Here is a 12092-nt window from a genome sequence, read left to right on the forward strand (position 1 = left end):
CGTGAGTACCGCAGTTCTTGATACTCCCCGCGAAGAAAAAACCGAGATCGTAAAGAACTGGAAGAATCCCACGATTCTTTCGGTGATTGCGGTGATCTCCCTCATTCTTCTGGGCTTCCGCGCTCCCGCGAAACAGGTGACTTTCCGCCTGGGCGACGGTATTCGCTGGGCCGATATTCCCAACCTGCAAATACCCGCCGTAGCCTACGGCTGGGTGGCCGCCGTCGTCATGATTGCCCTTGCCCTCTTCTCCCTGGTGTTGATGAACCGGGGTAAGAAGATGCCGCTGATACTCAACGTCGTTTTCTGGTTCTTCTTTATCTCCGGAATTCTGGTGTGGGCCATTGGCTCGGCAAGCTCCTCCAACGTTTCTCTGGTCTCGATTCTCTCCGGCGCCCTTGCACTGTCGATTCCCATGATCTTTGGTTCCATGGGTGGTCTGCTCTGTGAGCGCTCCGGTGTGGTCAACATTGCCATTGAGGGCCAGTTGCTCTTCGGGGCCTTCTCCGCCGTGCTGGTGGGCTCGATGACCGATAGCCCCTGGGCAGGCCTGCTGGCAGCCATGATTGGCGGCGTGCTGGTTTCGCTGATTCTGGCAACCTTCTCCATCAAGTACCTGGTCGATCAGACCATTGTGGGCGTTGTGGTCAACGTGCTGGTTTCCGGTCTGACTGGCTTCTTCTTTACCCGTATCTTGCAGGCCAACCCCGCAGAGCTGAACTCAGCTCCCAAGCTGCCCGGCTTTGAGATTCCGGTTCTCTCGCAGATTCCCGTGGTGGGCCCGGTTCTCTTCAACCAGTCGGTGCTGATCTACCTCATGTACATTGTGGTGGGCCTGATTTGGTTTGCTCTCAACAAGTCCAAGTGGGGCCTGCGTACCCGCGCTGTGGGTGAGCACCCCAAGGCAGCCGATACCCTGGGTGTGAACGTCAACCGCCTGCGTTTCTCCAACGTGCTCATGGCGGGTGCTGTTGCGGGTATGGGTGGTGCTTTCTTCACCCTGGTTTCGGTTTCCACCTTCAACGCCGACATGACCTCGGGCCAGGGCTACATCGCCCTGGCGGCGCTCATCTTCGGCCGCTGGAAGCCCCTGGGTGCGCTCATGGCCTCGCTGCTCTTCGGCTTCTCGCTCCAGATGCAGTTCGTGCTCTCGGGCCTGGGTACCACCATTCCCACCGAGCTACTGGCGATGCTGCCCTACGTCGTCACTATCCTGGCAGTGGCCGGCCTGGTGGGCCGTTCCCGCGGCCCCGCGGCGTCCGGCAAGCCCTACATCAAGGGCTAGCCCATGCAGCAGATGCACCCCAACCGCGCTGATATTGACTGGCAGCAGCTCACCGAGGTAGCGGGGGAGGCGATGGAGAAATCCTATTCGCCCTACTCCCGCTACCCGGTGGGCGCCGCCGCCCTGACCACCGACGGAAGAATCGTGCGCGGAGCCAACATCGAAAATGCCTCGCTGGGCATTACCCTCTGCGCCGAGTGTTCCCTGGTTTCAGATCTGATTATGGGTGGCGGCGGCAAGCTGGTGGCCTTTGCCTGCGTGGATAAAAACAAGAAGGCGCTCATGCCCTGCGGCAGGTGCCGGCAGCTCCTCTTTGAGCACAGCGTGCCCGGTATGCTCCTGCAGTCCACCAGCGGAATTCGAACCATTGAAGAGATGCTGCCCGATGCCTTTGGGCCCGAGCGGCTTGCGTAAGGTCGGTGGAGCGCGACCTTTCATACCTCCAGTTCATGTACCCATCACAAGGAAGTGAAGAATATGGCAACTGAGCCTTTTGCAGCGGTTGATGTTATTCGTACCAAGCGCGACGGCGGCCAGCTGAGCCCCGAGCAAATCGACTGGGTGATTGACGCCTACACCCGCGGCGTGGTGGCAGATGAGCAGATGAGCGCGCTGGCCATGGCGATTTTTCTCAACGGCATGGACCGCGAGGAGATTTCCCGCTGGACCACCGCCATGATTAACTCCGGTGAGCGCCTGGACTTCTCATCCATTGTGGGCCCGGGCAAGAAGCTGGCCACCGCTGATAAGCACTCCACCGGCGGCGTGGGCGATAAGATTACCCTGCCCCTGGCACCCCTGGTTGCCGCCTATAACGTGGCGGTTCCCCAGCTTTCGGGCCGGGGCCTGGGCCATACCGGTGGAACCCTGGATAAGCTCGAGTCCATTCCCGGCTGGCAGGCCAACCTCTCCAACGAGCGCACCCTAGAGCTGCTGGGCTCCACCGGCGCCGTCATCTGCGCGGCCGGTAGCGGGCTGGCACCCGCCGATAAGAAGCTCTACGCCCTGCGCGATGTCACCAGCACGGTGGAGGCGATTCCGCTGATCGCCAGCTCCATCATGTCCAAGAAAATTGCCGAGGGCACCGGCTCGCTGGTGCTGGACGTGAAGGTGGGTTCCGGTGCTTTTATGAAGGACGCCGCCGCCGCGCGCGAGCTTGCCGAGACCATGGTTGCGCTGGGGGAGGACGCCGGCGTAGATACCCGGGCGTTGCTCACCAACATGGAGACTCCTCTGGGGCTGACCGTGGGAAATGCCTGCGAGGTGGAGGAATCGGTGGAGGTTCTGGCGGGTGGCGGCCCCGCCGACGTCGTGGAACTGACCGTGGAACTTGCTCGCGAGATGCTCTTGGCCTCGGGCGTGGACGAAGATCCCTCCGAGGCTCTGAAAGACGGCCGGGCGATGGACGTGTGGAAGCGGATGATTCGCGACCAGGGCGGCGACCCCGACGCCAAGCTACCCCAGCCCAAGGAAACTCACACGGTTCTGGCTGAGAAGACCGGCGTGCTCACCCGCCTCGATGCCTTGGGCGTGGGCGTTGCCTCCTGGCGCTTGGGTGCGGGCCGGGCCCGTAAAGAAGATCAGGTTCAGGCTGCCGCCGGTATTCGCTTACACGCCAAGCCCGGTGATACCGTTACCTCTGGTCAGCCCCTGATGACTCTGATGACCGACACCCCCGAGCGCTTTGATTTTGCTCTGGAATCTCTAGAAAATGCTTACGCGGTAGGCGAGACTTTCCAGCAGCAACCGCTCATTCTAGGTAGGGTTGGTACTAAGTAGTTTTACCATCCGCGCAGGGAAGCCGGATTGAGAGACACCTCGGATAAAGGGAGAGAGCTATGGGAATTTTTAACCGTCATAAGAAAGAAGCCGGTCAGCCTGCACAGCAGCAGAGCTTTGAGGGCAACCAGCAGCAGCCTGCTTCATTCGCTGCTACCGAGCCTGCCGCACCTGCTGTTGAGCCCCTCAACAGCGAGGGCGGCCTGGGCCAGTTGGTAGCGCTGATGCGCGCTAAGGGCCAGGGCGAACTTGCCCTGGAACTGAAGCAGACCGGCAACGACATGAACCTGGGTTTCTTCGAGAACGACGCCGAGAAGGAAACCACCGTGGTGGTGCCCGGTAGCGAGTGGTTTGACGCCGTAGCGGCCTTCTACACCGATGAAGAAAAGTCCCAGCGCGGTGCTTTTAACCGGGCCCTGGTCAAGACCGGTTCCGCCGAGAACTCACCGGTTGAACTCTCCCTGCTGCCCAGCGCCGGCGGTGAATCCCACAACCTGGTCTTCGCCTCTGCCGATGCGGAGAAGAAGGACCCCGTCGAGACTACTCAGGGCGAAAAAGCAGAAACCGCAGAAAACTCTGCTGCCGATTCCTTCAGCCGGATTGATAGCCGACTGAACTCGGAGGAACAGAAGAAAACCGAGACCGAGGAGAGCTTCTCTGAGATCGCCTTTGGCAAGAAGGAAGACAAGGAAGAAGAGAAGCCTCAGTACGTTACCGAGTCTGACCTGCCCACCGCGGAGGAGGCCATTGCTGCCCGCCAGGCCCGCGAAGCTGAGCAGGCGCCGTCCTTGGCCTCACCCCTGACCCAGCCTCACGCCATCCACACCGTACCGGTTGACGACGAGCATATAGAGTTGGCAGATAACATCGAGTCAGCTGACTTTGATGAAGAGTCTGCAGAGGATTCTCACCAGCTGCCCGACCACATCGATGATGACTTCTCCGAAGAGCCGCTGACCCCCTCCGCCGCCTCTGCCGGCGCGGGCCTCGCGGCGCCGTCTTCACCCGCTGAGAAAACCGAGACCCCGCTTTCAGTAGCGGGTTCAGCAGACGTGCCGCAGAACGCTGAAGACTACGACGTCGCTCCCTCCTACAACAAGCCCGCCCAGCCGGTGGCTAAGCCCTCGACCACCGCCAAAGCAGAGGGCAACCTGGTGCTCACCGAGGCCGAGGTTGTCTCCCGCCTGGCAGGTGCTCAGGAAGCGCTCTTTGGCCCCAACGGTACCGCGCGTGACGTTTCCACCGTGCTGATTCGTATTCGCTCGCTGGGCTCCTACTACGATGCCCTGACCCACGTGCGGTCCGGCGGCTTCTGGGACCAGAAGAAGACCTTCGAGTTGGTTCCCGAAGACGTGCTCAACGTGCTACAGCTCAAGGCTGACTCCTACCAGGAGGGCTCCGGCTCACCTTTGGCAATCAGCCTGCGCTTTACCCCCGGCATTCCTCCGGTGGCCCGCTTCGACTACTCCAACGAAGAGGCTTTTGTACAGTACAGCGACCACCTGCCTGCCCAGCAGTATGTTGAGGAACTGCGCATGTTTCCCCGCACCGGTTCAAACATTCCTGACCACATGAACCAGGCACTGACCAGCTGGTCGTTCTAGAAAAATTTGGGAGCCGGGTTGCTGATTCAGTAGCCCGGCTCTTGCGTATCGAGTTTCTACCCAAGGAAAGAATGTCTACTACCCAAGATTTCAGCTGGATTCAGCGACTGCCCAAGGTCAGCCTGCACGATCATCTGGACGGCGGTTTGCAGCCTGCAACCGTGGTGGAGATTGCCGGGGAAATCGGGCATAAACTCCCCGCTGATTCGGCAGAGGAACTCGCGGCCTGGTTTGCTGAGGCAGCGGATTCGCGGTCGCTGGAAAAGTACCTGGAAACTTTTGAGCACACCCTGGCGGTGATGCAACGCGCTGAAGACCTGCGCCGGGTGGCGCGCGAGCACGTGCTGACCCTGGCGGGGGACGGCGTCGTCTACGGTGAGGTGCGCTGGGCGCCGGAGCAGCACACCGCCGCCGGGCTCACTATGGAACAGGCTATTGAGGCGGTAGCAGACGGCCTGCACGACGGTATGGAGTTCATCGCGCACAACGGTGGCCGCGTGCTGGTCAACCAGATTATTTGTGCCATGCGCCAGAACGACCGCTCGCTTGAGGTGGCGCAACTGGCCGTGAAGTACCGCCGCATTGGCGTGGTGGGCTTTGATTTGGCGGGCCCCGAAGACGGTTTCCCCGCTTCCAAGCACCGGGCGGCGCTGGACTATGTGGCAGAGCACTTTCTGCCGGTGACCCTCCATGCTGGCGAAGCGGCCGGGCTAGAGTCTATTCGCTCTGCCCTGCTCGACGGCCGTGCCCTGCGCCTGGGCCACGGTGTGCGCATCACCGAAGACTTCCGCTACACGACCGTGGGCGAGATTGACCCCGAAGGTAAGCTCATGCCCGGAGCAGACCCCGCCCAGCCCATCCTGCAGCTGGGGGAGGCGGCGAGCTGGGTTAAAGATCGCCGTATCACCTTGGAAGTCTGCCCCCACTCCAATCTGCAAACCGATGCCGCCTACGCGGTCTCCGAGGGCAAGCCCTCAACCGAGGAGTGGGCACGAACCTACGAACAGCATCCCGTTGCCGCCCTGCGCGAGGCGGGATTCTCGGTGGCAATCAGCCCCGATAACCGCCTGATGAGTTCCACCTCTATCACCCGGGAGTTCGCAGATCTTGCCAAGAACTTTGGCTACGGCGCGGCAGATTTCTTTGAACTGACCGTCAACGCCGTTGAGGGAGCCTTCGTTTCTATGGAAGAGAAGCAGATGCTGCTGCGCTCTATTCAGGGTCCCTACACCCAGGCCATTGAAGCAGAGGCTCAGGCGGCCCAGGGCGGAGTTTCGGCATGAGCACCCCAGAAGTCACCGAGGTAGGTAAAGAGTTCGAGCGCCTGGTGGCGATTATGGATACCCTGCGTTCGCCGGGCGGTTGCCCCTGGGACGGCCAGCAGACCCACCAATCCCTGGTGCGCTACCTCATCGAGGAATCCTACGAGGTGGTGGAGGCTATCGAAGCACCGGACGGCGTAGACCGGGCTCTGCTGCGCGAAGAGCTGGGGGACGTGCTGCTGCAGGTGGTATTCCACTCGCGGGTTGCCGCCGAAACAGCTGTAGAAGAGGGGGGCTTCACCATCCTCGAGGTTCTGCGCGGCCTCAACGAGAAGCTAGAACGCCGCCACCCGCATGTTTTTGGTGACGAACCTGTCGATATTGAGGACGTCAACGCCCGCTGGGAGGAACTCAAAAAACAGGAAAAGCCCGAACGCACCTCTGCCTTTGACGGAATTCCGCCCCATCTGCCGGCCCTGGCACTGGCAGAAAAGGTGGTCTCCAAGGCCCAGAAGAACGGGGTAGAGCTGCCCGCAGCGCCGTCCTTAGAAAAGCCCCCGCAGACCGAAGCCGAGCTGGGGCAGGCACTTTTCGAGATGGTGCAGCGGGCAAAAGCGGCGGGCTTAGACCCCGAACGCGCCCTGCGCACCCACGCCCGGAACATCATCGAAGCCCATTAACTGTGGGTATCCGTGGGAATAAACGCTGACATCCCGAGTAAATCACAAAAGTTATCAGTGGGAATTATTGAAACCCTGTGTGCTTATGTGGGAATTTTGCTAAACTAAACAAGGAAAACTAAGCCAATCTATCAAGCTTCAAGGAGCGTTTTTCATGGCTGTTATTACCGCTGTTCACTCACGTCAGATTCTTGACTCCCGCGGCAACCCCACCGTTGAGGTAGAGGTTCTTCTCGAAGACGGCGCTTTTGGCCGTGCCGCAGTTCCCTCAGGTGCATCCACCGGTGAATGGGAAGCAGTTGAGCGCCGCGATGGCGACAAGTCCGTTTACCTGGGCAAGGGCGTTCAGGGTGCAGTAGATGCAGTTATCGAGGAAATCTCCGAAGAAATCATCGGCATCGACGCAACCGACCAGCGCGCAGTTGACTCAGCAATGATTAAGCTGGACGGCACCGACAACAAGGGCAAGCTGGGCGCAAACGCAATCCTGGGCGTTTCCATGGCAGTTGCAAAGGCAGCGGCAGAGTCTGCTGACCTGCCCCTCTACAAGTACCTGGGCGGCCCCAACGCTCACGTTCTGCCCGTTCCCATGATGAACATCCTCAACGGTGGTTCCCACGCTGACTCCAACGTTGACATTCAGGAATTCATGATTGCCCCCATCGGCTTCGATTCCTTCTCCCGCGCTCTGCAGGCAGGCGTTGAGGTCTACCACGCCCTGAAGTCCGTGCTGCACGGCCGTGGCCTGGCAACCGGCCTGGGCGATGAGGGTGGCTTTGCCCCTAACCTGGAATCCAACGCTGCTGCACTGGATCTGATTATCGAGGCAATCGAGAAGGCTGGCTACAAGCCCGGTGAAGAAATCGCCCTGGCTCTGGACGTCGCTTCCTCCGAGTTCTTTAACGACGGCGCTTACGACTTCGAGGGTCAGAAGAAGTCCGCAGAAGAAATGTCCAAGTACTACGCAGAGCTCGTTGCTAAGTACCCCCTCGTTTCCATCGAGGATCCCCTGGATGAGAACGACTGGGAGGGCTACAAGACCCTCACCGCTGAAATCGGCGACAAGGTTCAGATCGTGGGCGACGACCTCTTCGTGACCAACCCCGAGCGCCTTGCAAAGGGTATCGAGGGCGATGCAGCTAACGCCCTGCTGGTTAAGGTCAACCAGATTGGCTCCCTGACCGAGACCTTCGATGCAATGAGCCTGGCTCAGCGCAACGAGTACCGCTGCATGGTTTCCCACCGCTCCGGTGAGACCGAGGACGTCACCATCGCTGACCTGGCTGTTGCAACCAACGCTGGCCAGATTAAGACCGGTGCTCCCGCACGTTCCGAGCGTGTAGCTAAGTACAACCAGCTACTGCGCATCGAGGAAGAGCTGGGCGAAGCAGCACAGTACGCTGGCAAGTCAGCTTTCCCCCGCTTCACCAAGTAAGCGTTCGAACTCGGTTCGAGTTTAGGAGGCAGGGCTAACGCTTGACGCCTGCTTCCCTCAAAACCCCTGCAAGCCCCTGAGGGCTTGTAGGGGTTTTTCAGTCCAGACGGCGTTGCCGCGTTAGCCCTGCCTCCGCCCGCACGCGGCGTTGTCGCGTTAGCCCATGTCTCTGCCCTGGTAGGGGCTCTTTGCCGAGCGGCCATTTTTATACCGAAAATCGCGGAAAAACGGTCAAAAAATGGCCGCTCGAGGCAAATCTGGGGAGTTACTGCGGGTCAGGGAGTCTCGACGCGCCGTATGGACTGAAGCTCAGTCTTCGATCGCTCAGCGATCGCGGCTGAGCGAGGGAATCAGGCGCTAGAGACTTCCCGACCCCGACAGGAGGGGGAAAAGTATCCCCGAGCCCGTCGAGAAGGGAAGTAACTCCGAGCCCCCCGCCAGCAGCTAAGAAGCGGTAGAATGGGAATTCAGCCCAGCCCACGCGAAAGGCCCCCTATGTCTCAGAAGCCCCGCACCAGAAACCGTCGTCAGCAGCTGGCGAGTTTCTTCGGCAGCCGGCATCGTACGCCGAAGGAAGGCGCAGCGCAGGGCAGACGGTCTGAAAGTAGCGGCCCCACACCGGTGGCGGCCCATGCCTTTTCGGGCCGGTTTTTGATAGTGGTAGCGGTGCTGGTTTTTATTGCGATTGCTGCCTACGCGCCGCTGTCGAGTTTTTTCAAGCAGCAGGCTGAGATTAACCAGGTGCGGGAGCATATCGCCCAGCTTGAGGGCGAGAACCAGGATTTGAAGACCCAGCTTTCCTGGTGGCAGGATGACAACTTTGTCAAACAGCAGGCTAAATCCCGCCTTTACTATGTGACGGAGGGGGAGACTCCCTATCTGGTCACGGGTACAGATTTCACCTCGGGCCTGGCAGACGATACGTCGGCGGCGGCCCAGACCGCGCCCGAGCAGTCATGGACTAATAATTTGTGGGATTCTTTTCAGGAATCTTCATTGGAGGATAAGTAGGTTTTGATGTCTGAGAATCGAATTCCGGCGGGGTTTGGCGTTACCGCTGAAACTACCGCCCCCACCGCGCTTGATGTGCACGTGCTCTCGCAGCAGCTGGGTCGGAAGGTGCGCGACGTCGCTGAGATTCCGGCGCGGTGCGTGTGCGGTAATCCGCTGGTTGCCGCTACCGCTCCGCGTCTCTCGAACGGTTCGCCCTTTCCCACAGTCTTCTACCTGGCGCACCCGGTGATTACCGCTGCGGTGAGCCGGTTTGAGGCTGAGGGCGTGATGTACGAGATGACCGACCGTCTTGAGGACGACGCCGAGCTTGCGGCTGCCTATCAGGCGGCGCACGAGAATTACCTGGCTGAGCGCGACCGCATTCGTCGGGAGGCCGGTATCGACGAGGTTCCCGAGATTGAGGGGGTTTCCGCCGGTGGTATGCCCACCCGGGTCAAGTGTCTGCACGCGGTGCTGGGCCATACGCTCTCGGTGGGCCGCGGGGTGAATCCTTTTGGTGATGAGACCCTGGATCTCATCCGGGACTACTGGACACCCGAGCAGTGCGCCTGCGACCCCGCCTGGCGAGAGTCTTTTGAAGCCGAGGAAGCCTAGGAGGATAGTATGCGCGTTGGCGCCATCGACTGCGGCACAAACTCGATTCGTCTGCTGATTGCCGAGGTTCAGGAATCAAACGGCAAGCCGGCACTGAAAGATCTTGAGCGGCAGATGCGCATTGTTCGGCTGGGCGAGGGGGTAGATGCCACCGGCCATTTTGCCGAGGCTGCCCTGGAACGCACCTTTGCGGCTGCGCGGGAGTATGCTGAGCTTCTGGCCTCCTACGGCGTTGACCGGCTGCGCTTTGGTGCCACCAGCGCCACCCGCGATGCCGAGAACCGCGACGTCTTTATTACCGGCATTGAGGAAATTCTGGGTGTGAAACCCGAGGTGATCTCGGGAGAAGAAGAGGCTGCCCTCTCCTTCGCCGGCGCTGTTTCGGCGGTAGGTAACGGCCCCGAGAACACTCTGGTGGTGGATTTGGGCGGCGGCTCCACTGAATTTGTGCTGGGTAATGAGGACGGCGTGGCAGCGGCTGTTTCGATGAATATCGGCTGTGTGCGCCTGACCGAGCGGTACGGGGTTTCCGCGCCAGTCACCGAAGAGCAGGAGGCTTCGATTCTTCACGATGTTGATCGTGCCCTGAATGAAGCCGCCCAGACCGTAGATTTCTCTCGGGCAAGCCGCCTGGTGGGGGTGGCGGGTACCGTCACTACCGTAACGGCCCAGGCGCTGGGGTTGGAAACCTATGATGCAGAGCGGATTAACGGTACCGAGCTTTCGGTTCAGCGGGTAGCTCAGGCGGCCCGGGAACTGGCGGGAATGAACCGAGCTGAGAGAGCCAACCTGGGCTTTATGCACGAGGGGCGCATAGACGTTATCGGTACCGGCGCTCTGATTTGGTCTTCCATTGTGCGCAGGGTGAGCGAGGCCAGCGGGGCTGCCGTGGCTTCTGCCGTTGCCAGCGAATTTGATATTCTCGATGGTCTAGCGCTGTCTATTGCCCGCTAACCGTTTCGAGGAAGAATCTATGCGCCGCCCGCTTATCTCACGCTTTGCCACTCTGACTCTTGCGCTGGGGCTTGCTCTGCTACCGGCGGCTGCCGGAGCGGTTGAGCCGGGAGATGAGCCCACCGGCGTGCCCTCGGTACCCGTTTTCTCGGCACCGGAGGGGGATTCTATCCGGGCCCGCGAGTACTGGCTGACAGACTATGGTTTTACCGACCTCTGGCAGAAAACAACCGGTGAGGGCGTGACCGTTGCTGTAATTGATACGGGTGTGGACGCCCAGCACCAGGACCTTAAAAATAATGTGGTTGAGGGCTATGACGCCTCTGACGCAGGCGATTCCCGGGGCTGGGAAGGGCTGGGCCTGGAACCCGAACACGGAACCCTAGCAGCCTCGCTGATTGCCGGCCACGGCCACCGAGACCCTGATGTGAAAGATACCGATGAACCGGGGGACCCTGCCGGAATTATTGGGGTGGCCCCTAACGCCGAAATCATGCCTATTTCCCTGGAAATAGGCACGGTTTCACAGAACCGTAAATCTATCGATGAGCAGCTACCCGATGCGGTGCGGTACGCGGTAGACCACGGCGCCGACGTCATTAATCTTTCGGTGGGCTCCGATAAAACCAGCTGGCCGCAGTCCTGGGACGAGGCCTTTGCCTACGCCGAAGAGCAGGGCGTGATTATTGTGGCGTCGGCGGGTAACCGCGGCTCGGGCCTGACCCAGGTGGGGGCTCCCGCTACCATGCCCGGGGTGCTGACGGTCGGAGGTGTTGACCAGCAGCGCAAGGATTCGTGGTCGTCGTCGTCCCAGGGAATTTCCATTGCGGTGGCTGCCCCCAGCGAGAGCATGATTGGGGCAATCCCCAACAACAAATATGCCACCTGGGCAGGCACCTCTGCCTCGGCCCCGCTGGTGGCGGGTCTGGCGGCCCTGATCAAGGAAGAGTACCCGGAGCTGACCGGCAATCAGATTATCCAGCGCATTATTGAATCTGCGGACGACGCCGGGGAGCCGGGTCGCGATGCCCTCTATGGCTTCGGAATTATCAACCCGGAAAAGGCCCTGGCTGAGGATACTCCCGACGATACCGAGAGCAATCCGCTGGGCTCGATGCGCGAGTGGATGAGCGTGCACCGCAAGGCAGAAGAAACCCCCACCGCAGAGCCCACCGAAGAGATGGAACCGGTGCACGAGGAGGGGGAGCAGCTACAGGATGAAGCGGCTCCCGTGGCCCATCGACCGGTCGAAGATTCGGGAATCCTGCCCTTCATTATTCTCGGCGGCTTTGGTCTCTGGGTACTTATTATTACCGCCGGATCTATTTTCCGACTCAACAAACTGGGGCAGCGGCGTCGATAATCTACCCGGCCAGGGCGAAAAATTACTCTCAGAGAATATTCCCAGCTGAACAGTCCGTAAAATCTCCGGTTTGAAATGGGCAAAACGTTCTAAAAAGTGGCAAGATAGCTTATGAGTACTTG

11 protein-coding genes are annotated in these 12092 nt (G+C 60.2%); all 11 read left to right on the top strand.

Annotated elements, in window-relative coordinates:
- Position 1 precedes the first annotated feature (1 nt).
- The 11 genes from IEV00_RS06635 to IEV00_RS06685 all read left to right on the top strand — a co-directional run bounded on the left by IEV00_RS06635 (position 2) and on the right by IEV00_RS06685 (position 11970).
- A complete protein-coding gene (locus tag IEV00_RS06635) occupies positions 2-1285 on the top strand; it encodes an ABC transporter permease (protein WP_188359575.1) in 1284 nt (427 codons plus the stop codon).
- Positions 1286-1288: 3 nt separating this feature from the next.
- Entirely contained in the window at positions 1289-1699 is a 411-nt protein-coding gene (locus IEV00_RS06640) for a cytidine deaminase (protein ID WP_229723119.1), read from the top strand.
- A 63-nt stretch (positions 1700-1762) separates the two neighbouring features.
- Positions 1763-3064, top strand: a complete 1302-nt coding sequence (locus tag IEV00_RS06645; protein WP_188359576.1) for a thymidine phosphorylase — start codon at positions 1763-1765, stop codon at positions 3062-3064.
- Positions 3065-3123: 59 nt separating this feature from the next.
- Positions 3124-4668 carry a hypothetical protein gene (locus tag IEV00_RS06650; protein WP_188359577.1) on the top strand — a complete coding sequence of 515 codons (1545 nt, stop codon included), beginning with the start codon at positions 3124-3126 and terminating at the stop codon, positions 4666-4668.
- Between the two features lie 71 nt (positions 4669-4739).
- The gene (locus IEV00_RS06655) at positions 4740-5951 is read left to right on the top strand and encodes an adenosine deaminase (protein ID WP_188359578.1); all 1212 of its coding nucleotides are present in this window, start codon (positions 4740-4742) and stop codon (positions 5949-5951) included.
- Positions 5948-6610, top strand: a complete 663-nt coding sequence (gene mazG / locus IEV00_RS06660) for a nucleoside triphosphate pyrophosphohydrolase (protein WP_188359579.1) — start codon at positions 5948-5950, stop codon at positions 6608-6610. Before IEV00_RS06655 ends, mazG begins: the two co-directional genes overlap by 4 nt.
- A 154-nt stretch (positions 6611-6764) precedes the next feature.
- Positions 6765-8045, top strand: a complete 1281-nt coding sequence (gene eno, locus IEV00_RS06665; RefSeq protein ID WP_188359580.1) for a phosphopyruvate hydratase — start codon at positions 6765-6767, stop codon at positions 8043-8045.
- Between the two features lie 495 nt (positions 8046-8540).
- A complete protein-coding gene (locus IEV00_RS06670) occupies positions 8541-9056 on the top strand; it encodes an FtsB family cell division protein (protein ID WP_188359581.1) in 516 nt (171 codons plus the stop codon).
- 6 nt (positions 9057-9062) lie between these two features.
- The gene (locus IEV00_RS06675; protein WP_188359582.1) at positions 9063-9653 is read left to right on the top strand and encodes a DUF501 domain-containing protein; all 591 of its coding nucleotides are present in this window, start codon (positions 9063-9065) and stop codon (positions 9651-9653) included.
- 9 nt (positions 9654-9662) lie between these two features.
- Positions 9663-10607 (top strand): Ppx/GppA phosphatase family protein, encoded by a 945-nt coding sequence (locus tag IEV00_RS06680; RefSeq protein ID WP_188359583.1) that lies wholly within the window; start codon positions 9663-9665, stop codon positions 10605-10607.
- Between the two features lie 19 nt (positions 10608-10626).
- Positions 10627-11970 carry a S8 family peptidase gene (locus IEV00_RS06685; protein ID WP_188359584.1) on the top strand — a complete coding sequence of 448 codons (1344 nt, stop codon included), beginning with the start codon at positions 10627-10629 and terminating at the stop codon, positions 11968-11970.
- Positions 11971-12092: the final 122 nt, after the last annotated feature.

Source organism: Rothia aerolata, from assembly GCF_014635585.1.
Classification (GTDB): domain Bacteria; phylum Actinomycetota; class Actinomycetes; order Actinomycetales; family Micrococcaceae; genus Rothia; species Rothia aerolata.

Coding starts and splice junctions, on each gene's coding strand:
- IEV00_RS06670 (WP_188359581.1), top strand. CDS start 8,541: ATGTCTCAGAAGCCCCGCACCAGAAACCGTCGTCAGCAGCTGGCGAGT.
- IEV00_RS06675 (WP_188359582.1), top strand. CDS start 9,063: ATGTCTGAGAATCGAATTCCGGCGGGGTTTGGCGTTACCGCTGAAACT.
- IEV00_RS06685 (WP_188359584.1), top strand. CDS start 10,627: ATGCGCCGCCCGCTTATCTCACGCTTTGCCACTCTGACTCTTGCGCTG.
- mazG (WP_188359579.1), top strand. CDS start 5,948: ATGAGCACCCCAGAAGTCACCGAGGTAGGTAAAGAGTTCGAGCGCCTG.
- IEV00_RS06655 (WP_188359578.1), top strand. CDS start 4,740: ATGTCTACTACCCAAGATTTCAGCTGGATTCAGCGACTGCCCAAGGTC.
- eno (WP_188359580.1), top strand. CDS start 6,765: ATGGCTGTTATTACCGCTGTTCACTCACGTCAGATTCTTGACTCCCGC.
- IEV00_RS06650 (WP_188359577.1), top strand. CDS start 3,124: ATGGGAATTTTTAACCGTCATAAGAAAGAAGCCGGTCAGCCTGCACAG.
- IEV00_RS06680 (WP_188359583.1), top strand. CDS start 9,663: ATGCGCGTTGGCGCCATCGACTGCGGCACAAACTCGATTCGTCTGCTG.
- IEV00_RS06645 (WP_188359576.1), top strand. CDS start 1,763: ATGGCAACTGAGCCTTTTGCAGCGGTTGATGTTATTCGTACCAAGCGC.
- IEV00_RS06640 (WP_229723119.1), top strand. CDS start 1,289: ATGCAGCAGATGCACCCCAACCGCGCTGATATTGACTGGCAGCAGCTC.